Origin of the sequence: Shewanella pealeana ATCC 700345 (genome assembly GCF_000018285.1) — a bacterium.
Taxonomy (GTDB): Bacteria; Pseudomonadota; Gammaproteobacteria; order Enterobacterales; family Shewanellaceae; genus Shewanella; species Shewanella pealeana.
This window is the reverse complement of record NC_009901.1, coordinates 4,622,374-4,648,400: the sequence shown is the minus strand read 5'-3', so window position 1 is coordinate 4,648,400 and position 26,027 is coordinate 4,622,374. Positions and strand designations below refer to the sequence as shown.

General features: G+C 46.7%; 22 protein-coding genes. 20 read left to right on the top strand and 2 right to left on the bottom strand.

Going from position 1 to position 26,027, the window contains the following annotated elements:
* The first annotated feature begins 487 nt into the window (after positions 1-487).
* Positions 488-1,021, top strand: coding sequence for a nuclear transport factor 2 family protein (locus tag SPEA_RS20090; protein WP_012157015.1), 534 nt, complete (start codon positions 488-490; stop codon positions 1,019-1,021).
* A 12-nt stretch (positions 1,022-1,033) separates the two neighbouring features.
* On the top strand, positions 1,034-2,515 hold the full coding sequence (glpK, locus tag SPEA_RS20085) for a glycerol kinase GlpK (protein WP_012157014.1): 1,482 nt from the start codon (positions 1,034-1,036) through the stop codon (positions 2,513-2,515).
* A 19-nt stretch (positions 2,516-2,534) separates the two neighbouring features.
* Here glpK and SPEA_RS20080 read toward each other — a convergent pair whose 3' ends face one another.
* A complete protein-coding gene (locus tag SPEA_RS20080; RefSeq protein ID WP_012157013.1) occupies positions 2,535-2,879 on the bottom strand; it encodes a hypothetical protein in 345 nt (114 codons plus the stop codon).
* Positions 2,880-3,395: 516 nt separating this feature from the next.
* Here SPEA_RS20080 and mraZ point away from each other — a divergent pair.
* From mraZ to lpxC, 15 genes are all read left to right on the top strand, one after another.
* A complete protein-coding gene (gene mraZ / locus SPEA_RS20075; RefSeq protein ID WP_012157012.1) occupies positions 3,396-3,854 on the top strand; it encodes a division/cell wall cluster transcriptional repressor MraZ in 459 nt (152 codons plus the stop codon).
* 30 nt (positions 3,855-3,884) lie between these two features.
* Positions 3,885-4,832 carry a 16S rRNA (cytosine(1402)-N(4))-methyltransferase RsmH gene (gene rsmH / locus SPEA_RS20070; protein ID WP_012157011.1) on the top strand — a complete coding sequence of 316 codons (948 nt, stop codon included), beginning with the start codon at positions 3,885-3,887 and terminating at the stop codon, positions 4,830-4,832.
* Between the two features lie 16 nt (positions 4,833-4,848).
* On the top strand, positions 4,849-5,163 hold the full coding sequence (gene ftsL, locus SPEA_RS20065) for a cell division protein FtsL (RefSeq protein WP_012157010.1): 315 nt from the start codon (positions 4,849-4,851) through the stop codon (positions 5,161-5,163).
* Positions 5,160-6,896: a peptidoglycan glycosyltransferase FtsI gene (locus tag SPEA_RS20060; RefSeq protein ID WP_012157009.1), complete on the top strand. Its 1,737-nt coding sequence runs from the start codon at positions 5,160-5,162 to the stop codon at positions 6,894-6,896. The genes ftsL and SPEA_RS20060 overlap by 4 nt, the downstream gene beginning before the upstream one ends.
* Positions 6,896-8,362 carry a UDP-N-acetylmuramoyl-L-alanyl-D-glutamate--2,6-diaminopimelate ligase gene (gene murE / locus SPEA_RS20055; RefSeq protein ID WP_012157008.1) on the top strand — a complete coding sequence of 489 codons (1,467 nt, stop codon included), beginning with the start codon at positions 6,896-6,898 and terminating at the stop codon, positions 8,360-8,362. The genes SPEA_RS20060 and murE overlap by 1 nt, the downstream gene beginning before the upstream one ends.
* Positions 8,359-9,738 (top strand): UDP-N-acetylmuramoyl-tripeptide--D-alanyl-D-alanine ligase, encoded by a 1,380-nt coding sequence (locus SPEA_RS20050; RefSeq protein ID WP_012157007.1) that lies wholly within the window; start codon positions 8,359-8,361, stop codon positions 9,736-9,738. Before murE ends, SPEA_RS20050 begins: the two co-directional genes overlap by 4 nt.
* Positions 9,738-10,820: a phospho-N-acetylmuramoyl-pentapeptide-transferase gene (gene mraY / locus SPEA_RS20045; RefSeq protein WP_012157006.1), complete on the top strand. Its 1,083-nt coding sequence runs from the start codon at positions 9,738-9,740 to the stop codon at positions 10,818-10,820. Before SPEA_RS20050 ends, mraY begins: the two co-directional genes overlap by 1 nt.
* A 50-nt stretch (positions 10,821-10,870) precedes the next feature.
* Positions 10,871-12,190: a UDP-N-acetylmuramoyl-L-alanine--D-glutamate ligase gene (gene murD, locus SPEA_RS20040; protein WP_012157005.1), complete on the top strand. Its 1,320-nt coding sequence runs from the start codon at positions 10,871-10,873 to the stop codon at positions 12,188-12,190.
* Positions 12,180-13,397, top strand: coding sequence for a cell division protein FtsW (gene ftsW, locus SPEA_RS20035; RefSeq protein WP_012157004.1), 1,218 nt, complete (start codon positions 12,180-12,182; stop codon positions 13,395-13,397). The genes murD and ftsW overlap by 11 nt, the downstream gene beginning before the upstream one ends.
* Positions 13,398-13,408: 11 nt before the next feature.
* Positions 13,409-14,506: an undecaprenyldiphospho-muramoylpentapeptide beta-N-acetylglucosaminyltransferase gene (gene murG / locus SPEA_RS20030; RefSeq protein ID WP_012157003.1), complete on the top strand. Its 1,098-nt coding sequence runs from the start codon at positions 13,409-13,411 to the stop codon at positions 14,504-14,506.
* A 1-nt stretch (position 14,507) separates the two neighbouring features.
* Positions 14,508-15,977 (top strand): UDP-N-acetylmuramate--L-alanine ligase, encoded by a 1,470-nt coding sequence (murC, locus tag SPEA_RS20025; protein ID WP_012157002.1) that lies wholly within the window; start codon positions 14,508-14,510, stop codon positions 15,975-15,977.
* 105 nt (positions 15,978-16,082) lie between these two features.
* Positions 16,083-16,847, top strand: a complete 765-nt coding sequence (locus SPEA_RS20020) for a cell division protein FtsQ/DivIB (protein WP_150102255.1) — start codon at positions 16,083-16,085, stop codon at positions 16,845-16,847.
* Between the two features lie 3 nt (positions 16,848-16,850).
* The gene (ftsA, locus tag SPEA_RS20015) at positions 16,851-18,086 is read left to right on the top strand and encodes a cell division protein FtsA (RefSeq protein WP_012157000.1); all 1,236 of its coding nucleotides are present in this window, start codon (positions 16,851-16,853) and stop codon (positions 18,084-18,086) included.
* Positions 18,087-18,117: 31 nt separating this feature from the next.
* A complete protein-coding gene (gene ftsZ, locus SPEA_RS20010; RefSeq protein WP_012156999.1) occupies positions 18,118-19,305 on the top strand; it encodes a cell division protein FtsZ in 1,188 nt (395 codons plus the stop codon).
* Positions 19,306-19,482: 177 nt separating this feature from the next.
* Positions 19,483-20,403 carry a UDP-3-O-acyl-N-acetylglucosamine deacetylase gene (lpxC, locus tag SPEA_RS20005; protein WP_012156998.1) on the top strand — a complete coding sequence of 307 codons (921 nt, stop codon included), beginning with the start codon at positions 19,483-19,485 and terminating at the stop codon, positions 20,401-20,403.
* Between the two features lie 7 nt (positions 20,404-20,410).
* Here the strand turns inward: lpxC and SPEA_RS20000 are convergent, their stop codons facing one another.
* A complete protein-coding gene (locus SPEA_RS20000) occupies positions 20,411-20,863 on the bottom strand; it encodes a DUF721 domain-containing protein (RefSeq protein WP_012156997.1) in 453 nt (150 codons plus the stop codon).
* Between the two features lie 27 nt (positions 20,864-20,890).
* On the opposite strand from SPEA_RS20000, the gene SPEA_RS19995 reads away from it, so the two are divergent.
* The 3 genes from SPEA_RS19995 (at position 20,891) to SPEA_RS19985 (ending at position 25,965) form a co-directional block, all read left to right on the top strand.
* A complete protein-coding gene (locus SPEA_RS19995) occupies positions 20,891-21,790 on the top strand; it encodes a M23 family metallopeptidase (RefSeq protein ID WP_012156996.1) in 900 nt (299 codons plus the stop codon).
* A 60-nt stretch (positions 21,791-21,850) separates the two neighbouring features.
* Positions 21,851-24,574: a preprotein translocase subunit SecA gene (gene secA, locus SPEA_RS19990; protein ID WP_012156995.1), complete on the top strand. Its 2,724-nt coding sequence runs from the start codon at positions 21,851-21,853 to the stop codon at positions 24,572-24,574.
* Positions 24,575-25,267: 693 nt separating this feature from the next.
* Positions 25,268-25,965, top strand: a protein-coding gene (locus SPEA_RS19985; protein WP_223296535.1) for an IS1-like element IS1A family transposase whose coding sequence is annotated in 2 segments (ribosomal slippage) — positions 25,268-25,517 and positions 25,517-25,965 — 699 coding nt in all. Because the reading frame shifts where the segments join, the coding sequence is not laid out codon by codon here.
* The last annotated feature ends 62 nt before the right edge of the window (positions 25,966-26,027 follow it).

The window sequence follows — 26,027 nt, the reverse complement described above, 5'->3', positions numbered from 1 at the left end:
GGATGGCATAGGAGAGGGTTTGTACAGGAAGTAACTATCTATTTATGAATCCTCGAATGGCATGGATGGCATAGGAGAGGGTTTGTACAGGAAGTAACTATCTATTTATGAATCCTCGAATGGCATGGATGGCATAGGAAAGGGTTTGTACAGGAAGTAACTATCTATTTATGAATCCTCGAATGCCATGGATGGCATAGGAGAGGGTTTGTACAGGAAGTAACTATCTATTTATGAATCCTCGAATGGCATGGATGGCATAGGAGAGGATTTGTACAGGAAGTACTTATCTATTTATGAATCCTCGAATGCCATGGATGGTATAGGAGAGGATTTGTTTTTGCTGATTTTGACTCTGCTGCAGCTGAGTTGGATGAGTGCTGCGTTTCGTGGTAAAAAAGGATAACGGCTTAGGTAATAAGACCTCCTTGCTGTGTACACTTCTATCCATTCACCCTAAAGCATCAAAATAAATAAGAGGTTCACCATGAAACCCAAAATTTGGTTACTCGCTATTGGTTCGGTATTTTTAACTCTATTACCATCGGCCTATGCTGCAGAGCCGCAACCGCTCGAAGACCAGCCAAAATCTGTGCTGGTGGTGAAGCAGTTTATTCAAGGTTTTAATAACCATAGTGTAGAGCAGTTATTACAGCATACGACGCCAAACGTGCACTGGTTTAATTTAACAGGTACCAAGATGGATATTGAAACATCCACTCAGCAAGAGCTTGGCGCTGCGATGACCGATTACTTTGCTAGTCTCACTGATGCCAAGGCCAAATTAAGGCAGATCTTGGTTTCGGCTAATTACGTGAGTACGGTCGAAGAAGTGACTTGGAGTCATGATGGTGAGCGACATAGTCAATGTAGCCTAGGTATTTATCAGCTAGCGGGCGATAAAATTAATGCGGTATGGTATTACCCTAGCCACGCCTGTGATGTGACGCCTTGGGTTGAAGTGGTAAGCCCTGAAATTGTTCAACCAGAAATTGGTTTATTAAAAGAAACGCGCCAATAAGGAAAGCAAAAAGTGTCAAAGAAATACATCATAGCACTGGACCAAGGGACAACGAGCTCCCGAGCGATAGTGTTCGATCATGATACCAAGATGGTTGCTAGCTCACAGCGTGAGTTTAGCCAAATGTATCCTCAACCGGGTTGGGTTGAACATGATGCGATGGAGATCTGGGCGTCTCAAAGCTCAACTCTTATTGAAGTATTAGCGCGGGCGGATATTCACAGTGAAGATGTGGCGGCTATCGGCATTACTAATCAGAGAGAAACGACAGTCGTTTGGGACAAGGTAACGGGTAAGCCTGTTTACAACGCAATCGTATGGCAGTGCCGACGCAGTAAAGCCATTTGTGACGAGCTCAAAGCGCAAGGGTTAGAAGATTACATTAAGCAGACTACAGGCTTGGTACTCGATCCTTATTTTTCAGGCACCAAGATTAAGTGGATTTTGGATAACGTCGAAGGTGTGCGGGAGCGAGCAGAGAAAGGTGAGCTACTGTTTGGCACCATAGATACCTGGCTTGTTTGGAAGCTCACTGAGGGCAAGGTTCATGTTACCGATCCGACCAATGCTTCACGGACCATGTTATTCAATATTCATACTCAGCAGTGGGACGACAAGCTACTAGATGCATTTGATATTCCGCGCTCAATACTGCCAGAGGTAAAGCCTTCGTCGGCTATCTATGGTTATACCCGTATAGCGGGGGAAGGTAGTCACATTGCCATTGCTGGGATGGCGGGAGATCAGCAGTCGGCCTTGTTTGGTCAGCTCTGCATCGAAGAAGGCATGGCAAAAAACACTTATGGTACAGGCTGTTTCTTGCTGATGAATACTGGTGTCGAAGCCGTTCAGTCTCAGCACGGATTGTTAACCACCATTGCGATTGGAGCCGACGGTGGAATTAACTATGCATTAGAGGGCTCGGTATTTATGGGCGGAGCTACAGTGCAATGGCTTAGGGATGAGTTGGGGCTTATTCGTGATGCACAAGATACCGAATACTTTGCTAAAAAAGTTGAAGATACTAATGGTGTGTATCTGATCCCGGCATTCGTTGGATTAGGCGCTCCCTATTGGGACCCTGACGCGAGAGGAGCGTTAGTGGGCTTAACCCGAGGGGCTAATCGTAACCATATTATTCGTGCTGCACTGGAGGCTATTGCATATCAGAGCCGCGACCTATTGGATGCCATGTCTAAAGATAGTTGTGTCGAGCTGAAGCAGATTAAGGTCGACGGCGGCGCGGTGGCGAATGACTTCCTGATGCAGTTTCAGGCCGATATTACTAACGTTGAGGTTTTGCGCCCAGAGCTGACTGAAACAACTGCACTGGGAGCGGCATTTCTGGCAGGTCTAGCGGTGGGCTTCTGGGACTCTACCGATGAACTAAAGCATAAGGCTGGCATCGAGCGTAACTTTACACCACAGATCAGCATGCAAAAGCGCGATAGTCTATACAAAGGTTGGCAAGAGGCTGTGACCCGGACACGTTAAGGGCGAGTGATACCTGCGGTCAAACATCGATGTCGATCCGAGTGTGGATCGACTCTGGAATATCTTCACTTTTTTGTTCTAGTGATGACGCTTGCTCCTTGTCCTTTTGTTCGGGCTTATCTCGCCTAGGGCCCTTTCTTCTCTCTAGATTTTGATCGAGTCGATAGGCGATTTTTTGATTCTTGCGCCTATCATCCGTAGAGGTGCGCCTCTCTAAGTGAGGGGGGAGTTGTGCCTGTGGCGCTTCATGGCTATCAGCTGTTATAGCTGCACTATTATCAATCTTCTTAACTTGCTGTTTTGATTTAAGCTTTGAGGTCACAGGCTTAGCAAGCATGGCATATACACTATCTAAGCTAATCATTGGCCATTCCTCATTTTTAATGGGGTTACTAATATATCGGCAGTGTGTGGTTGAAATTTAGTCGTATTTTATTTGGGTAAAAGTAGAGCTAGGAGTTGGAGATAAATAGGGATAATTGGTTTTAGCGGTAGATTCGGTTAATTATGTTTAATTTTTCCTGTATTTATAGAGCTGCTTTTGCGGGGCTCACTGCTTTATTTAGGAAAACGAACTCTGAGCTGAGGCAAGCTTTATGGTAAAAAAGTCCACTAAACGGTATTGTTTGTTGTGATTAACTCCACTCTTCTGCCTGTTTTTCCTACTTTTTAGATGGAAAATGGTATTAAATCTCCACATAAATCCCCAATACGAGCTTTAGTTAAAATTAATCTAAATTCGCTGCTAACCCGCTTGGTTACTGGATTTTTAAATCCCAGCTTCCCTTGACAAGTCTTGCGTTCTATCCCTAAACTTAGCTGTTGTGGGGAAATGTGGATATTTGTGGGATATTTTATAGACCAACAGGGATGACATAAGGTGTTTTCTGGGGCAAGCGCTATTAATCTTGATGCAAAAGGCCGGATCGCGATTCCTAAGCGATACCGTGAGTCTCTGCATGCCTGCCATAACAACCAACTTGTGATCACAGTCGATATTCAATCCTCTTGTTTACTGCTGTACCCCATCCATGAGTGGGAACAAGTTGCAGCTAAACTCGCATCTCTTTCCGATACACAACCCACCGAACGAGCAATTAAGCGCATGTTGCTCGGATACGCCCATGAATGTGAACTAGATGGTAATGGCCGCATGCTGTTACCACCACCACTGCGCCAATATGCCAACTTAGATAAGCGGGCCATGTTAGTTGGCCAGCTTAATAAGTTTGAGCTGTGGGACGAAGCTGCATGGCAGCAACAGATTGAACAGAGTCGAATAGCGATTCTTAATGAAGACTTGGCTGCCAATGAACGTTTGGCAGATTTTTCACTTTAGTCAGTGATATTTAAATAGTAGAAGAAACCCATGACACAAGAATTTGAACACCTATCAGTACTGCTAGCGGAAACCGTTGCAGGCTTAAACATTAGACCCGATGGCATCTATATCGATGGTACTTTCGGTCGTGGTGGTCATTCTAGAAAAGTTCTTGAGGAACTTGGACCGAATGGAAGACTGATTGCTATCGACCGTGATCCGCAGGCTATCGCCGCGGCTGAGCAGTTTAAAGACGACAGTCGTTTTCAGATCGTTCATGGTGGTTTCGGCCAGTTAGCTGACTATGTCGAAGACTTAGGCTTAAAGGGCCAAATCGATGGCGTATTACTGGACTTTGGCGTGTCATCGCCGCAGTTAGACGATGCCGAGCGTGGCTTTAGCTTCTTGCGAGATGGTCCATTAGATATGCGTATGGATAACTCTCAAGGCGAGACTGCTGCTCAGTGGCTTGCCCGCGCTGAAATTGAAGATATGGCATGGGTGTTTAAGACTTATGGCGAGGAGAAAAACTCCCGTCATATCGCTCGCTGTATCGCCGCAGACCGTGAAAAGGCTCCGTTTTTACGTACCAAAGATCTGGCCGATTTGATTGCCCGCATCACTAAGAACAAGGAGCGTAATAAGCATCCTGCGACACGCGTATTCCAAGCTATTCGTATCTACATCAACAGTGAACTAGAGCAGATCGATCAAGCCCTAGAAGGCGCATTAGCCGTGTTGGCTCCAGAAGGCCGCTTATCTGTGATTAGCTTCCATTCACTGGAAGACCGTATGGTGAAGCGCTTTATTCGCCGTAATAGCCAAGGTGAGAGTGTACCTCATGGTTTGCCTATTACTGAGGCTGAGATCAATAAGTCGCGCAAGCTAAAGGCAATGGGCAAAGCCATTAAGCCTTCGGTAGAAGAGGTTGAGCGTAACGCGAGAGCCCGAAGCTCTGTGCTACGTATCGCCGAGCGTTTACCTTACGAAGCATAAACGATTAGAGACTTAAGTGAGTAAAGCTCAATTGAATTTAACCCGCATAGTGCTGCTTGATTTATGGCATCACAAATGGGTCATGATACTCGCGCTGCTTGTCATGATGAATGCGATTGCGGTGGTGTATACCAGCTATGAAGGCAGAAAATACACCAGTCAATGGGAGCAGTTATTACAAGAGCGAGACAGGCTAGATATTGAGTGGCGTAACTTGCTGCTCGAAGAGCAGTCTCGGTCGGAACATAGCCGAATTACTCGGATAGCGACTAAAGAACTGAATATGAAGCGTCCATTACCAAAAGAAGAGGTTGTGGTAAGAGTCCCATGAGCAAACAGGCGAAACGTAAACAAAAACCACAATTAATCCAATGGCGTTTATACGTCGTGGTGGCTTTTGTATGCCTGATGTTTACAAGTTTGGTTGGCCGAGCCGCTTATATTCAAATCGTCGAGCCTGAAATGCTACGCCACCAAAGCGACATGCGCACCTTGCGTACTACCAGTCGTGAAGTGCAGCGTGGCCTGATCACTGACCGCAATGGTGATATGCTAGCGGTGAGTGTGCCGGTAAAAGCGGTTTACGCCGATCCTAAAGTAGTACATGACAAGAATGGTTTTGCCGATATGCGCCGTTGGCAAGCATTAGCAGACGTATTGCATGAACCGAGAGAAGATATTCTTAAACGAGTTCAATCGAACCCTCGTAAGCGCTTTACCTACCTTAAGCGCCAAGTGACTCCTGCCGTTGCTGATTATATTAAGCAGCTAAAACTCCCAGGTGTTTACCTTAAGCCTGAATCTCGTCGCTATTATCCAACGGGTGAAATTACCGCGCAGCTGGTGGGGATCACCAATATCGATGACAAAGGTATTGAGGGCTTAGAGAATACTTATAATGACTGGCTAACTGGCACGCCGAGTAAGCAAAAAGTACGTAAGTCTCGCGACGGCCACGTAGTCGAGCGTCTCGATATGGTGCAAGAGGGTGAGAGCCCTAATGACTTGGTGCTAAGTATTGACCAACGTATTCAGCAACTGGCCTATCGCGAGCTAAAAAAGGCCACCGAGGTTAACCAAGCAACATCTGGTTCAATCGTGGTGCTTGATGTGCTTACTGGGGAAGTGTTAGCGATGGCGAATACGCCCTCCTATAACCCGAACTCTCGTGAAAACCTACAAAGTTATCGCATGCGAAACCGTGCGTTGACTGATGCTTATGAACCTGGCTCTACCATCAAACCATTTGTGGTTGCTGCTGCACTTGATGCCGGAACGATTAAGACAGATCAAATTATTAAGACCAACCCTGGTCGCCTGCGTATCGGTGGTAAAATTGTCCGCGACGGGCGTAATTATGGTGACCTTTCTCTGAGTGGTATTTTGGTGCATTCGAGTAACGTGGGTATGACCAAAATTGCCTTGTCTATGCCGGTACAGGAGTTATTAGGCGCCTACCAAACAATGGGTCTAGGTAACTATTCAGGTATTAATTTAGAGGGTGAAAGTGCGGGTCTTATTCACGACCGCCGTCGCTGGTCTGAATTTGAGCGTGCAACTTTATCATTTGGTTATGGCTTAATGGCCACACCACTGCAGTTGGCCAGAATGTATGCCACTTTGGGTAATAAAGGCGTGCAGTATCCTGTTTCAATTTTGAAACTAAAACAAACGCCTGAAGGCACGCAAGTCATTTCACCACAGGTAGCGCAAGATGTAATGGAGATGCTGGTGGGGGTTACTGAAAAAGGTGGCACCGCACGTAAGGCACATATTGAAGGCTATCCTGTGGCAGGTAAAACCGGTACCGCGCGTAAAGCCGTCGCTGGTGGTTATGGTGAAGATTACGTAGCGCTATTTGCTGGTGTTGCACCAGTGCATAACCCTAGGTTAGCCATTGCTGTGGTAGTGAATGAGCCTAAAGGCGATCGTTATTATGGTGGCGATATCGCTGCACCGGTTTTTGCGTCAGTTATGTCAGGTGCTTTACAAATGTTAAATGTTGAGCCTATTTCAAATCGTGAGAAGGTCCGTTTAGCTGCAAATTCTAGGAGTGTTGAATAATGCTAATACGCGATCTATTAGCGCCATGGTTCCATTATTCGGGAGCCGAAGACTTCTTGGAGATCACTTTAGATAGCCGTGCTGTGCAAGCAGGTTATCTGTTCGTTGCTATTCCAGGCTATCAAGTCGATGGCCGCAAGTTTATAGCCGCCGCCTTTGAGCGCGGTGCAAGCGCTGCTTTAGTACATACAGATTCTCCCGAAAAGCACGGCACTGTGGTTAACGATGGTGGATTACAGATCCTGTTTTTCCAGCTGAATCGACAAATTTCAGCCTTAGCCGCACAGGCTTACCCTCTGTCGCAATCGCGCCCACAAATTGTCGGTGTGACTGGGACTAATGGTAAAACCTCAGTGACTCAGCTAATAGCTCAACTGCAGTTGCTGCAAAGTAAGCAAACAGCAGTGATGGGCACCTTAGGTAATGGCCTTTGGGGCGAGCTAGTCGATAGCGGCAACACCACTGCCGACCCTATTACGCTTATCAAGCAGTTACAGGGGGTTGAGCAAAGGGGCGCAGATACTTGTGCGATGGAGGTCTCTAGCCATGGCCTAGTACAAGGCAGAGTCGAAGCCGTTCCCTTTGATGTCGCAGTGTTTACCAACTTAAGTCGCGATCATCTCGATTTTCATCATACGATGGAAGAATATGGAATCGCCAAGAAGCGCTTATTTCAGTTCGCCAATTTACGCGGTGGTTTAATCAATATCGATGACGTCGTTGGCCGTGAATGGCTGGCGGATCTAGCGTCTGATAAGTTGTTAGGCTTTAGTGTTAAAGGTGACTCTACGGCTGACATTTATACCAAAGACAACCATTTTCATGATGGAGGCGTGTCTTGCACCTTAGTGTGGCCAACTGGTGAAGCTCAGCTTAACTCACCGCTATTGGGTGACTTCAACCTTTCCAACTTGGTTGCCGCCCTCGGTGCCCTTTACCTACTAGGTGAAGATATGCACACGCTTGTCGCACTAGCGCCCAAGCTTGAACCCGTTGCTGGACGAATGGAGCGCTTCACTAGCAAAGATGGCGTCACGCTTGTTGTCGACTACGCCCATACGCCAGATGCGATTGAGCAGGCGTTAAAGGCACTCCGAGTACATTGTAAAGGCCAGCTTTGGTGCTTATTCGGTTGTGGTGGTGATAGAGATAAAGGTAAGCGCCCTATGATGGCGGCGAGTGCCGAGCAGTTTGCCGATCGCGTCATGGTGACCAGCGATAACTGCAGAAGTGAAGACCCTAACGCCATTATTAGCGATATTTTGGCAGGATTGCAGCATCCACAGCAGGCGCTTTCACAAGTTGAACGCCAAGTTGCAATTAAGGAGATCGTCGCTCAGGCAGCCTCGGGCGACATGGTATTGCTTGCAGGAAAAGGCCATGAAACTTACCAAGAAGTAAATGGTAAAAAACTAAATTACGATGAAAGAGCATTCGCTAAAGCGATTGCCGAAGGTAACGCATGATTAGGGTTTCTTTAGCCGAGTTAGCGACGCGCCTGAATGGCCAGTTGATTGGAGATGATCTGCCAATCGATAGCGTCTCTAGCGACAGTCGAGCAGTAGATAGCAAGACGCTTTTTGTCGCATTGAAAGGTGATAATTTTGATGGTCATAACTTCGCTCAGGCAGCGGTCGATGCTGGTGCGAACGCATTGTTGGTAGAAAGAGAGTTACCGATAGACGCCGCACAAATTGTCGTGGCAAATAGCCAGCGTGCGATGGGCGAAATTGGCGCCTATGTGCGTGAACAGCTTGCGCCAACTTGTGTTGCCTTAACCGGTTCAAATGGTAAGACTAGCGTAAAAGAGATGATAGCGACTATCTTGTCGCAACAGCATCGAGTGCTCTATACCGCGGGTAACTTCAATAACGAAATTGGTGTGCCGTTAACCTTGCTGAGATTGAAGCAAGGTGATGAGTTTGGCGTATTTGAGCTTGGCGCTAACCACGCAGGTGAGATTGACTATACCTCTGGTTTGGTCAAACCGAGTGTGGCCATGGTGAATAACGTCGCTTCGGCTCACCTTGAAGGGTTCGGCTCTTTAGAGGGGGTGGCTAAGGCTAAGTCTGAGATCTTTAATCACGTTACCGTAGGCGGTACAGCAGTGATTAATGCCGATGATGCATTTGCTGATGTCATGCTTCAGGCGTCTAGCCACGTTAAGCAGTTATGTTTTGGTGTTAAAAATGAAGCGTCGAGAGATCTCGATGTTTTTGCTACAGATTTGATTGCAGATTCTTACGGACGTTATGCCTTTAGCCTTTGCTACGGTGCAGAAGTTCATAGAGTTGAGTTGCCGTTGGCTGGGCGTCACCAGGTGTCTAATGCGCTAGCGGCGACCAGTATCTGTTTAGCATTAGGTTTGTCTTTGGCTCATATTTGCCAAGGACTTAGCCAACTAAAACCTGTGAAGGGCCGCATGCTGCCAAGTGTACTTGGGCGGGTGACGGTAATCGATGATAGCTATAACGCAAATCCGGCTTCAGTGGGCGCAGCTATCGACTGGCTTCAAGAAATTAAAGGAAATCGCTGTTTAGTACTGGGCGATTTGGGCGAATTAGGCGACAATGCCGCCCTTTTGCATCGCGAGCTTGGGGCGTTAGCCAAGGCAAAAGGCGTAAATTCGCTGTTTTGTGTCGGTACGCTAAGCGAGGGTGCGAGTCATGCTTTTGGTTCCAAACACTATCAAGATATTGATGATTTGGTTGCAGGATTAATTCAATACATTAATGAATTACCTGCCGAAATTACCGTGTTAGTGAAAGGTTCTCGCAGTGCGAGAATGGAACGTGTAGTAGAAGCTTTAACAACGGCCTTTGGTCGCGGGGAGTTTGTTTAATGCTGGTTTACCTGGCTGAGTATTTAACCCAATTTTACACTGGGTTTAATGTATTTTCTTACGTTACCTTCCGAGCCATTCTTGGTTTGATGACGGCAATGGTATTTAGTCTTTGGTGGGGACCAAAGATGATAGCGCGTTTGCAAGTCATGCAAATTGGCCAAGTCGTGCGTAACGATGGTCCTGAGTCGCATTTTAGTAAACGTGGTACACCCACTATGGGCGGGATACTGATCCTTGCCGGCGTGTTTATCAGTGTATTGCTTTGGGGCGATCTTGGTAGCCGTTATGTATGGGTCGTGCTATTTGTTCTGGCCACTTTTGGCTTGATTGGCTTTATCGATGACTATCGTAAAGTGGTCCGTAAAGATACCAAGGGCTTGATTGCTCGCTGGAAGTACTTGCTGCAATCTGTGGCTGCACTGGTTATTGCTGTTTACCTGTATGCCTCTGCGCAAAGTCCTGGTGAAACCCAGCTAGTGGTGCCTTTCTTTAAAGATATCATGCCACAGCTTGGCGGTTTCTTTATCGTATTGGTTTATTTCACTATTGTTGGTTCGAGTAACGCGGTCAACCTAACCGATGGTTTAGACGGTTTGGCAATTATGCCAACAGTAATGGTTGCAGCTGCATTTGCCTTGATTGCGTACCTTTCTGGTCACGTTCAGTTTGCGAGTTATCTACACCTGCCTTACTTGCCTGGCGCGGGTGAGCTAGTGATCGTGTGTACCGCAATTGTGGGTGCCGGATTAGGCTTCCTGTGGTTTAACACCTATCCAGCACAAGTGTTTATGGGTGACGTTGGTTCGTTAGCCTTAGGCGCGGCATTAGGTGCGATTGCAGTATTAGTTCGTCAAGAGATCCTATTGGTGATCATGGGCGGCGTCTTCGTGATGGAGACTGTATCGGTCATTTTGCAGGTGGGGTCGTATAAGTTGCGCGGTCAGCGCATCTTCCGTATGGCACCGATTCATCATCATTATGAGTTGAAGGGCTGGCCGGAGCCACGAGTCATAGTACGTTTTTGGATTATCTCTTTGTTCTTAGTCTTGCTTGGATTAGCAACCTTGAAACTGAGATAACAGATTTAAATTAACGAACTCATTTAACTTAGATACTAGATAGGTCTGATATGGCGCAGCAATATTCACACATAGTTTTAGGTTTAGGTGCGACAGGTTTGTCTGTTGTACGTTACCTGTGTGCGCAAGGGATAGTTCCTTTAGTCATGGACAGCCGAGCTCAGCCTCCGGGAGCTGATAGCTTGGCGACAGAGTTTCCTCAAGTTGAGCTAGTCACTGGTGGTTTTGATTGTCGCTATCTAGTACAGGCACAGCAGATTGTCATTAGTCCTGGTATCGCCTGCGAAACGCCAGAAGTGCGAGTCGCATTTGATATGGGGATTGAAGTGATTGGCGATGTTGAGCTATTTGCACGGGCAGTCGCGCAAACCTCAGCCAAGGTCATAGGTATTACTGGCTCAAATGGTAAGACAACTGTCACGACCTTAGTCGGTGAGATGGCTAAGGCTAGCGGCAGCTCTTACGCCGTGGGTGGCAACATTGGTGTGCCAGCTCTTGACCTATTGCTCGAACCTAAAGATCTGTATGTCCTCGAGTTGTCGAGTTTTCAGTTAGAGACAACCTATAGCTTGCAGTGTGTTGCGGCGACTTGTCTTAACATTAGCGAAGATCATATGGATCGCTATAGCGATCTTGAGTCTTATCGTCAGGCGAAGCTTAAGTTATACGAGCAGAGCAAGATGGCGGTGTTTAATCGTGAAGACACGTTAACGCTACCGAACAACCCGACTAACCAACAAAGCTTTGGTTTAGATGCGCCAGAGGGCGATGATTGGGGCGTTTCGGGCGGCATGATAGTGCAAGGTAGTAGCCAGATCATGCCGATTAGCGATGTCGCACTCGTAGGGAGCCACAACCTTGCCAATATTATTGCAGCGATGGCATTGACCACTGCGGCGGGGATTAAACGTGAGTGTCAGATTGAGGTGGCTAAGACGTTTTTAGGCCTTGCTCATCGCTGTGAAGTGGTTGCAGATATTGATGGCGTCACTTATGTCAACGACTCGAAGGCCACGAATATCGGCGCTACAGTCGCTGCTATTGATGGTTTGAGTGAGCACTTAGGTGAATTGATCTTGATCGCAGGTGGCGATGGCAAAGGGGCTGACTTTAAACCGTTAGAGCCCGTGCTTGAGAAGGTGAGTCAGCTAATCGTTTTAGGTAAAGATGGCGACAAAATCGCAGGGTTGAAACCGGAGGCGATAAAAGTCGCCAATATGGTTGAAGCGGTAGCAAAAGCGCATGAGCTAGCTACAGCAGGTGATATTGTTATTCTGTCACCGGCTTGTTCAAGCTTAGATATGTACCCCAACTTTATGGCTCGTGGAGATGAATTCCGTAGCCTGGTTGAAGCGCTTCATGGCGAGTAGCGAGAAGCAGTTAAGTTTATTTGGCAACCGCTTAAAATGGTCGTTGCCGAATCTGTTTAGCGACAACTCAGCCCCTGGGATGCAGCTGTACGATAGAGCATTGTTATTTGCTGTTTTGTCGTTGATCTGTTTTGGCTTTGTTATGGTGATGTCAGCCTCTATGCCTGAGGCGCAAACTTTAACGGGAAACCCGTTTCATTTTGTATGGCGTCATGGTGCTTACCTTGTGGGCTGTGTAATCATTGCCGCAGTGGTATTACAGGTTGAGGTAAGCATTTGGCAGAGATATAGCGTGCTATTGCTATTTGTGGTCGGGGCAATGCTCGTAGCAGTACTCTTTGTGGGGACTACGGTAAACGGGGCGACCCGTTGGCTGTCTATAGGGCCTATTCGTATTCAGGTGGCCGAGATAGCTAAGTTTGCTTTTGCCATCTATATGGCGGGTTACTTGGTACGTCGTCACCAAGAGATTAGGGAAAATGCCAAAGGTTTCTATAAGCCGATTGGTGTTTTTGCCGTATACGCTTTTTTAATTTTGATGCAGCCTGACTTAGGTACGGTTGTGGTGCTATTTGTTGGTACGGTAGGCTTGCTGTTTTTAGCGGGGGCGCGATTACTGGATTTCTTCGCGCTGATCTTAACCGGGATCTTGGCATTCGTAGCGCTTGTACTGCTTGAGCCGTACCGTATGCGACGAGTGACCTCGTTTCTTGACCCATGGCAAGATCCATTTGGTAGTGGTTACCAGCTGACGCAGTCATTGATGGCCTATGGTCGCGGTGATTGGTTTGGCCAAGGTTTAGGCAACAGCATTCAGAAGTTAGAGTATCTGCCTGAGGCGCATACCGACTTTATCTTTGCGGTGATTGGTGAAGAACTCGGATTTATCGGCATTATTGCGGTATTAGCCGTGCTGCTATTTGTGGCACTGCGGGCGATAAAGTTGGGCAACATGTGTTTAGCACTTGAGCGTGCATTCGAAGGCTATTTAGCCTACGGCATTGGCATTTGGATCTGTTTCCAAACTGTGGTCAATGTCGGCGCGAGTATCGGTATGTTGCCAACCAAAGGATTAACCCTGCCATTTATTAGTTATGGCGGTAGTAGTTTATGGGTGATGACGGCGGCAGCAATGATGCTTATCCGAATTGACCATGAAAGAAGATTGAGTGTTATCCAGGCCATCGAAGGCCGGACAAACAAATAATGAGTGAGATAATGACTAACCAAGCTGAAGAGAAACGCATTTTAATTATGGCTGGCGGTACCGGCGGTCATGTGTTTCCTGCGTTAGCGGTAGCTAAGTATCTAAGCCAGCAAGGCTGGAAGGTACGTTGGTTAGGCACGGCTGAGCGAATGGAAGCGAGGCTTGTGCCTCAACATGGTTTCGATATCGACTTTATCGATATTAAAGGTGTTCGTGGTAATGGCTTAATGCGTAAATTGGCAGCGCCTTTTAAGATCCTGCGATCTGTGATGCAGGCTCGCGCCGTCATTAAGAGCTTTAAGCCTGACGTCGTGATGGGCATGGGCGGATTTGCCAGTGGTCCCGGTGGCGTAGCAGCCAAACTGAGTGGCATCCCTCTTGTTTTGCATGAGCAAAATGCCATTCCTGGCATGACTAATAGACTGCTATCGCGTATTGCGTCAGAGGTCTTGTGTGCCTTTGAAGGCACCTTTACCGATATCAAAGCGGAAACTGTGGGTAACCCTATCCGTAAAGAGCTGATTGCTCTTGGTGATAAGCGAGAGTCATGTTGTGACGATGATTCTCTAAAGGTACTTGTTGTTGGTGGCAGCTTAGGGGCAAAGATTTTTAACGACGTGATGCCGAGTGTTTTAGAAGGGGTGAGCAAAACCCATTCTATGACGGTTTGGCATCAAGTTGGCCGTGATAACCTTGTGGCAGTAAAGGCGGAGTACCAACGACTCGGCCAAGATGGCAGTGTGAGTGTTGCCGAGTTTATCGATGATATGGAAGCGGCGTATCGTTGGGCCGATGTGGTCGTTTGTCGCTCTGGTGCATTAACTGTATCTGAGCTAGCAGCGGTAGGCTTACCGAGTTTATTGGTGCCATACCCACATGCGGTTGACGACCATCAAACTAAAAACGCCAAAGTTTTAGTTAACGCTGGGGCAGCCTTCTTGTTGCCGCAGCCAATAGTGGATACCAGTAAACTGATGACAAAATTGTCGATGCTGGCATCCGATAAACAAGAATTATGCAATATGGGCCAGCGTGCTCGAGACGTAGCCATTTTAGATGCGACAGAGCGAGTAGCTAATGTCTGTATTCGATTAGCTGAGAAGGGTTGAGATGAGTAACAAAGCAGAGAAGTATTCGCAGCTAAGAACCATGATCCCTGAGATGCGCAGGGTTAAGCACATCTATTTCGTTGGAATAGGTGGTGCTGGTATGGGCGGCATAGCGGAAGTGCTTGTTAATGAGGGTTACAAATTAAGTGGCTCAGATATCGCGCAAAGTGCGGTCACTGAGCGATTAGCTCAACTTGGCGTGACTATCTATATTGGCCACGATGCAAGTCAGGTAAAAGATGTCGATGTGGTTGTGGTGTCTACGGCGATTAGCGCCGATAACCCAGAGCTAGTTGCAGCAAAAGAGCTTAGGATCCCTGTAGTACGCCGCGCCGAGATGCTGGCTGAGCTGATGCGTTATCGTCACGGTGTTGCCGTTGCGGGAACTCACGGTAAAACCACTACGACAAGTTTAATTGCCAGCGTTTATGGTCAGGCTGAGCGTGACCCAACATTTGTGATTGGCGGCTTGTTAAATAGTGCGGGTACTAACGCAAGACTAGGTCATAGCCGTTATCTTATTGCCGAGGCGGATGAGAGCGATGCGAGCTTCTTGCATCTGCAGCCGATGGTGAGTGTGGTGACCAATATTGAAGCTGACCATATGGATACCTATGAAGGCGATCTAGAGAAGCTTAAGACGACCTTCGTCGATTTCCTGCATAACTTGCCATTCTATGGCGTCGCAGTTGTGTGTATCGACGATCCTATCGTACGTGAGCTTATTCCGCGTATCGGTCGTCGTATAGTGACTTACGGTTTCAGTGAAGATGCAGATGTTCGTGCATTAGATTTCAAGCAAACAGGTTATAGCTGTGAGTTTACCGTACGCCGCGCTGGTATGGATGATCTGCAGCTGTCAGTTAATTTACCCGGTGAACATAACGTACTTAACTCATTGGCTGCGATTGCTGTAGCAACTGAAGATGAGATTGAAGACGAGGCGATTATTACCGCCTTAGCCGACTTCCAGGGTATTGGTCGCCGCTTTCAACAGATTGGTGAATTCACAACGGCCAAAGGTGAGATTAAGTTGGTCGATGACTATGGTCATCACCCAAGCGAAGTCGCGGCAACGATTAAGGCTGCCAGATTAGGCTGGCCTGAGCGTCGCTTAGTCATGATCTATCAGCCACACCGCTATAGTCGAACCCGTGACCTATATGAAGACTTTGTGGAAGTCTTATCGCAAGTGGACTGCTTGTTGATGCTTGATGTTTATGCCGCAGGTGAAGCGCCAATCCCTGGTGCCGATAGTCGAGCATTATGTCGTTCGATTAGAGTGCGTGGCCAAGTCGAGCCTGTGTTCGTGGCGAGTACCGAACAACTAGAAACTGTATTGCCAGAGATCTTACAAGATGGCGACCTACTGTTGACCCAAGGGGCTGGCAGTATTGGCTTGTTGTCTCGCAGTCTAGCCGAGTCAAACCTTGGTTTTGATTCTGCGGTTACAGATGAAAAAAATGCGTAATTTAGAGCGATATAGCTTAAGTTACACATCAAATTTTGACGCTTGGAATAAGGGCTATATAATGGCCGATTTTCCGGGGTTATGGTTGCAAAAGGAAGCCTGAAGGTGTCTTGGCGCGAGAAAGGTCAGCGTGTTCGAGTCTTGCTTTCGCAAGCCGATTGGTATTTGTGCTTCGGTTTAGCGTTTTTACTGTGTGTATTGATCGGTTTGTCGATGGCAGTAATGAAGCTAGATTCGGTATTAAACGATGCCGATGCGTTACCTATTGAAGCCGTTGCGATTAACGGGAAGCGGTTATATACCGATGACAGCGAGATCCAAGTTGCCTTGCAAGATTTGATGCAGCGTAGCTTTTTCTCCGCTGATGTTAATCAGGTACAAGATGCATTAGAAGCCTTACCTTGGGTATATCAGGCCTCAGTGCGCCGGGAGTGGCCTGCTAAATTGAAGGTCTATCTGGTTGAACAAAAACCAGTTGCGCATTGGAATGGTGATGCTTGGCTCAATATTTATGGCGAAGTATTTGATGCACCAGCGAAAGAGGGTATACCTAACTTACCTTTCTTGACCGGACCTGAAGAGCAAGGTAAGTCGGTACTAACTACTTACCAGCAGTTAGGCGAACTATTAAGAATTAATGGCTTTAACTTACAGAGTTTAAGTTTGAGCCCGAGACATGCTTGGCACGCAGAGCTAAATACTGGCATTAAGCTGGAGCTCGGTCGCGAAGACAAGATGGCAAGGATACAAAGATTTATCCACGTCTACCCTCAACTTGCTAAGCAAGAAAAGAAGGTAGCGATTGTGGATTTGCGCTACGACACAGGTTTGGCCGTAGGTTGGGATGATGCACAGAAAGAGAGCCGTTAATTAATGACCAAGAATCTGGATAGAAATCTGATCGTGGGATTGGACATAGGGACATCAAAGGTCGCTGTCATCATTGGTGAAGTGTTGCCTGACGGTGAGATCAGTATTGTCGGCCTTGGAAACCATCCTTCAAGAGGTATGGATAAAGGCGGCGTTAACGACCTCGACTCTATCGTTCGCAGTGTACAAAGAGCACTGGATCAAGCTGAACTAATGGCTGATTGCCAAGTCTCATCGGTTTATTTGAGTATTTCGGGTAAACATATCGAATGCCAGAATGAAAACGGCATGGTATCGATTAATGATGAAGAAGTGACGCAAGAAGACGTCGACAACGTGATTCATACCGCGCGTTCAGTAAAGATCCCAACAGAACGTCGTATCTTGCATGTGTTGCCGCAAGAATACGCTATCGATATTCAAGACGGCATTAAGAGCCCGATAGGCATGTCTGGTATGCGTATGGAAGCTAAGGTGCATATCGTGACTTGCGCTAATGATATGGCTAAGAATATCACTAAGAGCGTAGAGCGCTGTGGCTTGAAGGTTGATGACCTAGTGTTCTCAGCGATTGCATCTGCCGACTCAGTGCTGACAGATGATGAGAAAGACTTAGGTGTCTGTTTAGTTGATATTGGCGGTGGCACAACAGATATCGCTGTTTATACCAATGGCGCGCTGCGTCATTGTGCAGTGGTGCCGGTTGCGGGTAATCAGGTGACTAACGATATCGCTAAGATATTCCGCACACCATTATCTCATGCGGAGCAGATTAAGGTGCAGCACGCTAGCGCTCGTAGCGCTATGGTGAGCCGTGAAGACAGTATTGAAGTTCCGTCGGTAGGCGGTCGCCCTTCACGCAGTATGTCGCGTCACACGTTGGCAGAAGTGGTGGAGCCAAGATACCAAGAATTATTTGAACTGATCTTAAAGCAGCTACGCGATAGCGGGCTCGAAGATCAGGTTGCAGCGGGCATAGTGATCACTGGTGGCACAGCATCGATTGAAGGTGCTGTGGATATCGCTGAAGCAACATTTGGCATGCCAGTACGAATGGCACAGCCGCTGCCAGTAAAAGGTTTACATGAATATGTGGATCAACCTATTTACTCTACCGGAGTCGGGTTGCTTCACTATGGTGCGCGCAGAGTGATCGAACGTCAGTTCGAGCGTCCTGAGCGACAAGGGGTCACCAGTCTTTGGAATCGGGTCCAGAGTTGGTTTAAAGGCGAGTTTTAGTTAATAACGCAGGCAGAACGGAGAAAAGACCATGTTTGAGATCATGGATAGTCATTCAGACGAGGCGGTGATTAAGGTCATCGGCGTCGGTGGCGGCGGTGGTAACGCTGTCGAGCATATGGTTAAACACAACATCGAAGGTGTTGAGTTTGTAGCAACAAATACTGACGCACAAGCACTGCGTAAGTCTGCTGCATCAACCACAATTCAATTAGGTCGTGATGTGACCAAAGGTTTGGGTGCTGGCGCAAACCCTGAAATTGGTCGTCTAGCGGCTGAAGAAGATAGAGAAAACATTCGTAATGCGATTAAAGGATCGGACATGATCTTTATCGCTGCGGGTATGGGCGGTGGTACCGGTACAGGCGCTGCTCCAGTAGTGGCAGAGATTGCACGTGAAGAAGGTATTCTGACTGTTGCCGTTGTGACTAAGCCTTTCCCATTCGAAGGCAAGAAGCGTATGGCTTACGCGGATCAAGGTATTGAACAGCTTGCTAAGCACGTAGATTCATTGATCACGATTCCAAACGAAAAGTTACTTAAAGTGCTAGGTCGTGGTACTTCTTTATTAGATGCATTCGCTGCGGCTAACAACGTACTACTTGGAGCTGTGCAAGGTATTGCAGAGCTTATTACTCGTCCTGGTCTAATCAACGTCGATTTCGCCGACGTGAAAACCGTTATGTCTGAAATGGGTAATGCCATGATGGGTACCGGTGTTGCAAGTGGTGAAGATCGCGCTGAAGAAGCGGCAGAAGCTGCAGTTGCGAGTCCATTACTTGAAGATATCGATCTTGCTGGTGCTCGCGGTGTTCTTGTGAACATTACAGCTGGTATGGATATGAGCATCGAAGAGTTCGAGACAGTGGGTAACCACGTTAAGGCTTACGCATCTGATAACGCAACAGTGGTTGTGGGTGCGGTTATCGACCCTGAGATGTCTGATGAGCTACGCGTAACCGTAGTTGCGACGGGTATTGGTGCAGAGAAGAAGCCTGATATTCAGCTTGTTTCTAAGCCAGCTCCGCGTCCAGAGCCAATTGTTCCGGCTGAATCTCGTGTTGAGAATATCGTACCAGAAGATACTATTGCACCGACTATGTCGCACGGCAATACTGCACAAGCAGCTCAGCCACAAGTGGCAACACCTGTGACAGAGAAAAAGAACGAACTTGATTACTTGGATATTCCAGCATTTTTGCGTAAGCAAGCTGATTAACTCAAGTGTTAATAAATGGTTAACAAATATAAGGCAATACTAAAGTGTTGTCGAAAAGCTGAGTGAATTTTGGTGAATTTGCAAAGATATGCTAAGATATCCGACCAGCATAGCCTACGCACGACTAAAAAGTGTGTGGTTAGTGCTTTTTTGTTGAGATAATAAACGGGTAAAAACATGATTTTTCAAAGAACTGTCAAAGAAATGGTTAAGACTACTGGTGTTGGATTGCATTCCGGCAACAAGGTGACTTTGATCATTAAGCCCGCACCAGTTAATACCGGCATTAAGCTAGTTCGTACCGACTTGTCACCAGCAGTGGAAATTCCAGCTGTTGCCGATCAAGTGCGTGAAACGACTATGTGTACAGCCTTGGTTAATGACGATGGTGTTCGTATATCAACAATTGAGCATCTATTCGCTGCGCTAGCCGGATTAGGTATCGATAACGCAGTTATCGAAGTTGACGCGCCTGAAATTCCAATTATGGATGGCAGTGCGAGTCCTTTTGTTTTCCTATTGCAATCAGTAGGCATCCAAGAGCAAAACGCAGCTAAGAAATATATTAAAATCACTAAACCAATTCGTGTTGAAGATGGTGATAAATGGGCAGAGTTGAAACCCTTTAAAGGTTTCAGAGTCGATTTCGCTATTGACTTTAATCACCCTGAAATTGCTCGTAGTCAGCAGCATATGGTGATGGATTTCTCATCGTCTGCTTTTATTAAAGATATCAGCCGCGCTAGAACCTTTGGTTTTATGCGAGATATCGAATATTTAAGAGCCAATAATCTTGCACTAGGCGGCAGCATGGAAAATGCTGTTGTACTTGACGAATATCGCGTCCTCAACCCCGATGGCCTGCGTTATGAGGACGAGTTTGTTAAGCACAAGATTCTTGATGCCTTTGGTGATCTGTATGTGGCGGGTCACGCGATTGTTGGTGAGTTCTGTGCATATAAAACAGGACATGCACTTAACAACCAGTTAGTGCGTGCCATGCTTGCACAACAAGATGCTTGGGAAATCGTGAGCTTTGAAAAAGAAGCCGACGCACCTGTCAGCTTCTCAGTACCAGCCGGTGCTGTATTCGCTTAACAGCGAATTAAGATTGCCTTGAACGGCTGGCTAATGCAGCCAGCCGTTTTAGTTTTACCGCTAATGTCCCCTCAGTATGTTCAGCTAAAGCTTCAATGTGAGCGGCGGCATTTTCACTAATTAGGTTGTGAGCAGGCTTACGTTTTGTTTCATACATTAACAAGCTTGGGTTGACTTTAACCTCGATTGCGGTAAGCATGGGTAACGTTTCGGCTTGTAGCAATTGTAGTATTTTGGGTTTTTGGAAGTTAATTCTTGCCGCCCAAGCAGCCGTGGTTGTTTCAATAACCAAGATCCCTTGGCGTAAATTGGCAACCTTTAGTTGCTCTGTCACTGGACCAGTCAACACTTGTTTCACGTAGTGATCTAAGTGTAATAACAGCTCTGCTTTTTCAGCGAGATTAGGCATGTTGCCTTGCTGATGCAGTAATTGACTGAGATCCTGAGGGGGCTTTTTCATATGATAATAAAATGGCTTAATTAGGCTATGAGTGTAACAGTTTTTATTCAAGGTCGAAATGGTGCCACACGCTGGCAACCAGGAAAGCGTTGGCTGCTTTTGCCGATACTGCTCATAGCAGCGGGTACGGGCCTTTATCAGCACAATGCTAAGCAACTTACACAGCAACAAGCTAATGTCGATAGCGAGCGTATGGCTCGTGAAGAACAAAAGGATGAGTTGATCGCGTTAAAGAGCGCGACTGAAACTCAGCTTTCGATGTTGGTAGCTCATGTCGCTCGTATGCAAGCTAAACTCACGCGCTTAGAAGCCTTGGGTCAGCAAGTTGCTTTAAATAATCAATTAGAAGATCAGTTTGATTTCTCTTCAGAAGTCGGTGTTGGCGGTATCAGTGATTTAGGTACTAACATCGAACTCGATCAGCTTATCGCCGATATGGATGAGCTAGTATCTCGAATAGATAATAATAATGTTCAGCTTTCACTACTTGAAACGGTAGCATCTAATCTCCATATAGATGAAGAACGTTATATATCTGGGCGACCAATTCAGAAAGGTTGGTTATCTTCGCCCTACGGTTTACGTAATGATCCTTTTAACGGTAAACGTACGATGCATAAAGGTATCGACTTTGCCGGAAAAGAGGGCGTCGATGTAATCGCTACCGCAGGTGGCGTAGTTACATGGGCGGACAAGATGTTTGGTTATGGTGAGTTAGTTGAAATTGATCATGGAAATGGTCTAAGCACTCGCTATGGTCACAATAAAGCTTTGTCAGTAAATGTGGGTGATGTGGTCGCTAAAGGCGAAAAAATCGCTGTTATGGGGAGTACTGGGCGCTCGACTGGGCCTCATGTGCACTATGAAGTGTTGCGCGGTGGACAGCAAATAGATCCGCAAAAATATGTCTACCGCAAGGCAGGGTAATCGTAAAATAGGCTTTCAGGCTCTAAAAGGGACTTGGCCAATAACATAGAAGTGGTTCAGATGTTTGGTAAATTACTGACAAAAGTATTTGGTAGTCGCAACGATCGTACACTTAAGGCATTTGGTAAAGTCGTTAATAAGGTTAACGCGCTAGAAGCTGAATACGAAAAGCTATCGGATGAAGAATTAAAAGCAAAAACAGCCCACTTCCGCGAGCGTTTAGACGGTGGTGAATCATTAGAAGGCGTTTTACCAGAAGCATTTGCTACTGTACGTGAAGCATCGAAGCGTGTATTTGATATGCGCCACTTCGATGTACAGCTTATTGGCGGCATGATTTTGGATAGTAACCGTATCGCAGAAATGCGTACCGGTGAAGGTAAAACCCTAACGGCAACTCTGCCTGCTTATTTAAATGGTTTAACAGGTAAAGGTGTTCACGTTATTACAGTGAACGACTACCTAGCTGGCCGTGATGCTGAAAATAACCGTCCTCTTTTTGAATTCCTTGGCTTAACTGTTGGTATTAACGTTGCGGGTCTTGGCCAGGTAGAAAAGAAAGCGGCTTATGATGCTGATATTACCTACGGAACTAACAATGAATTTGGTTTCGATTACCTGCGTGACAACATGGCGTTCTCTCCAAGCGAACGCGTACAACGGCCATTGCATTACGCGCTAATCGACGAAGTCGACTCGATTCTTATTGATGAAGCACGTACTCCGTTAATTATTTCTGGTGCTGCTGAAGATAGCTCTGAGCTATACATCAAGATTAACACGCTAATCCCTAACCTTATCGCGCAAGAGAAAGAAGATACTGAAGATTATGTGGGCGAAGGCGACTACTCTGTAGATGAGAAGTCAAAGCAAGTTCATATGACTGAGCGTGGGCAAGAGAAGGTTGAGGTCTTATTGACTGAGCGCGGCATGCTTGCCGAAGGTGATTCACTCTACTCAGCGGCTAACATCTCTTTATTACACCATGTGAATGCAGCACTACGCGCGCACACATTATTCGAGAAAGACGTCGACTATATTGTTCAAGATAACGAAGTAGTTATCGTTGATGAGCATACAGGCCGTACTATGCCTGGTCGTCGCTGGTCTGAAGGTCTACATCAAGCGGTTGAAGCGAAAGAAGGCGTTCATATTCAAAATGAAAACCAGACTCTTGCATCGATTACATTCCAGAACTTCTTCCGTCAATATGAAAAGCTTGCAGGTATGACGGGTACTGCCGATACCGAAGCGTTCGAATTCCAGCATATTTATGGTCTTGATACTGTAGTAGTACCAACAAACCGTCCAATGGTTCGTAAAGATCATCCGGATCTGGTTTACTTAACTGCTGAAGAGAAGTATGCCGCGATCGTTAAAGATATCGTTGGCTGTCGTGAGCGTGGTCAGCCAGTATTGGTTGGTACGGTTTCGATTGAGCAGTCAGAACTGCTGCACAGCTTACTGAAGAAAGAAAAGATCCCACATGAGATCTTGAATGCTAAGTTCCACGAACGTGAAGCAGATATCGTTGCTCAAGCGGGTCGTACTGGAGCGGTAACCGTTGCAACTAACATGGCGGGTCGTGGTACCGATATCGTGTTAGGTGGTAACTGGAACATGGAGATCGAAGCGCTAACCAATCCAACTGACGAGCAGAAAGCCAAGATTAAGGCTGACTGGAAAATTCGTCACGACGAAGTTGTTGAAGCCGGTGGTCTACACATCTTAGGTACAGAGCGTCACGAATCTCGCCGTATCGATAACCAGTTACGTGGTCGTTCTGGTCGTCAAGGTGACTCTGGTTCTTCTCGTTTTTACCTATCTATGGAAGATAGCTTAATGCGTATCTTCGCTTCAGACCGTGTCTCTTCAATGATGAAGAAGCTAGGTATGGAAGAAGGTGAAGCGATTGAGCATCCATGGGTGTCACGTGCTATCGAAAACGCGCAGCGTAAAGTAGAAGCTCGTAACTTCGATATTCGTAAGCAGTTACTTGAGTTTGATGATGTTGCTAACGATCAGCGCCAAGTCGTTTACGCGCAGCGTAATGAATTAATGGATGCCGAAAGTATTCAAGATACTATCACCAATATTCAAGAAGACGTGGTTAATGGTTTAGTTGATCAATACATTCCGCGTCAATCAGTAGAAGAGCTTTGGGATGTCGAAGGCCTAGAGAAACGTCTGCAACAAGAATATGCAATGAGTCTACCTATCCAAGAGTGGCTAGATAAAGAAGATGACTTGCACGAAGAAACATTACGTGAGCGTATTGTTGAAACTTGGGTTAATGCATACAAAGCTAAAGAAGAGATGGTAGGCGAGCAAGTGCTACGTCAATTCGAAAAAGCGGTAATGCTACAAACGCTAGACGGTTTATGGAAAGAGCACCTTTCAGCGATGGACCACTTGCGCCAAGGTATCCACTTACGTGGCTATGCACAGAAGAATCCAAAGCAAGAATATAAGCGTGAATCATTCGAGCTATTCCAGCAGATGCTTGAGTCATTAAAGCATGACGTCATTAGTGTATTGTCTAAAGTACAAGTACAGGCACAGTCAGATGTTGAAGAGATGGAAGAGCGCCGTCGTCAAGAAGACGCAAAAATCCGTCGTGACTATCAACACGCAGAAGCTGAAGCCATCGTTGGCGCTGAAGAAAGTGCAGCGCTTGCGGCTACTCAGCCAACGGTACGTGATGGCGAAAAAGTGGGACGTAACGATCCATGCCCATGTGGTTCAGGCAAGAAGTATAAACAGTGTCACGGTAAGCTAAGCTAAACGCATAGACTTAATAGAAGAAAAGGGTGTCTCATTGAGGCACCCTTTTTTATTACTGAGAATTTAACAGGTCGTAATAGATATTCACATGATCGCGATTGGCAGAACTCATCACGTTAAGCTATATATACTTGCTACATGATATTGGTTTTGGCTATATAGCAATGTGTAGTAGCGCTACTTAGTCGGCTAGATATGTTTATACATAACGTCACTAATGACTTCTACGCATATAAAGTAAGCATATCGGCATTGGGTTGTGGATAACTCTGAGGGTAAGTGGTGACTAAGTTGTGCCTAAATAAAAACATTGAAAAAAGAGAGGTTTTTTAAGAAAAAGCGCTTGCGCTCTTTTCGAATCTCCCTATAATGCGACCCCACTGACACGGTGAAGCAGGCAACTAGCCAAGCTAGCAGCGTTAGAGAGTTAAAACTCCACGGAGATTTGATTCAGGTGACAATCGCTTTAAGAGCTTCGGGTAACGACTTCTGATTAAGAAATCGCCACTTGAAAAACTTCTTAAAATAAGCGCTTGACGCCGACACTGGAGAGTGTAGAATACGCCTCCTCAAGCCAACGACCTAGCGTCCTAGGCTGCTAACTGAGAGACTCGTTCTCAATAGGATTAGCACCGCTCGGTGATGCTGCCAAGTTACTGATTTAGTGTATGATGGTGTTTTTGAGGTGCTCCAGTGGCTTCTGTTTCTATCAGCTGTCCCTCCTGTTCAGCTACTGACGGGGTGGTGCGTAAACGGCAAAGCACCGCCGGACATCAGCGCTATCTCTGCTCTCACTGCCGTAAAACATGGCAACTGCAGTTCACTTACACCGCTTCTCAACCCGGTACGCACCAGAAAATCATTGATATGGCCATGAATGGCGTTGGATGCCGGGCAACAGCCCGCATTATGGGCGTTGGCCTCAACACGATTTTACGTCACTTAAAAAACTCAGGCCGCAGTCGGTAACCTCGCGCATACAGCCGGGCAGTGACGTCATCGTCTGCGCGGAAATGGACGAACAGTGGGGCTATGTCGGGGCTAAATCGCGCCAGCGCTGGCTGTTTTACGCGTATGACAGTCTCCGGAAGACGGTTGTTGCGCACGTATTCGGTGAACGCACTATGGCGACGCTGGGGCGTCTTATGAGCCTGCTGTCACCCTTTGACGTGGTGATATGGATGACGGATGGCTGGCCGCTGTATGAATCCCGCCTGAAGGGAAAGCTGCACGTAATCAGCAAGCGATATACGCAGCGAATTGAGCGGCATAACCTGAATCTGAGGCAGCACCTGGCACGGCTGGGACGGAAGTCGCTGTCGTTCTCAAAATCGGTGGAGCTGCATGACAAAGTCATCGGGCATTATCTGAACATAAAACACTATCAATAAGTTGGAGTCATTACCGCACCGCTCTTTAACAATATGACAAGCAAATCTGTGTGGACACTCAC